Annotated in this window: 1 protein-coding gene; it reads right to left on the reverse strand. The window is 45.2% G+C overall.

What is annotated here, in order from left to right:
* Positions 1-46: 46 nt before the first annotated feature.
* A partial coding sequence (locus IQR33_RS20950; RefSeq protein WP_193837854.1) for a cytidine deaminase occupies positions 47-392 on the reverse strand: 346 nt, incomplete at its 5' end.

Here is a 392-nt window from a genome sequence, read left to right on the forward strand (position 1 = left end):
GCATAGTAAAAATGCCACGCGTTGCGAATCACTCTTAAACAGTTTGTTATAGCGCTTTGCCGTTTACAAGTGACCAATGATGAGGCATTAATTCTCGTATAGTCTTGAAAACCAATGCATTCCCTGAAGTCGTAATTGCTGCTTTGACATCCCCACCCCAATGGACGAGGCGCTCTTGGCAAACTCCGCATGGTGACAAAATTAGAAATTCATCGTTCTCGCTCTCACGACACAGGCATAATGAGTGGGTCACTCGCTCATTGAGTTTGTGAGCCTCTAAATACGCTCCCACCTCCATGCATAGTGAAAGAGCATCGTTTTTAGTATCAGGAGCAATGCTTGTTAATATTTTTCCTGACTCTGTTCTAACAGCCGCAGCTCCACCCCAACCA

Source organism: Vibrio sp. OPT46 (genome assembly GCF_015163535.1).
Classification (GTDB): Bacteria; Pseudomonadota; Gammaproteobacteria; order Enterobacterales; family Vibrionaceae; genus Vibrio; species Vibrio alginolyticus.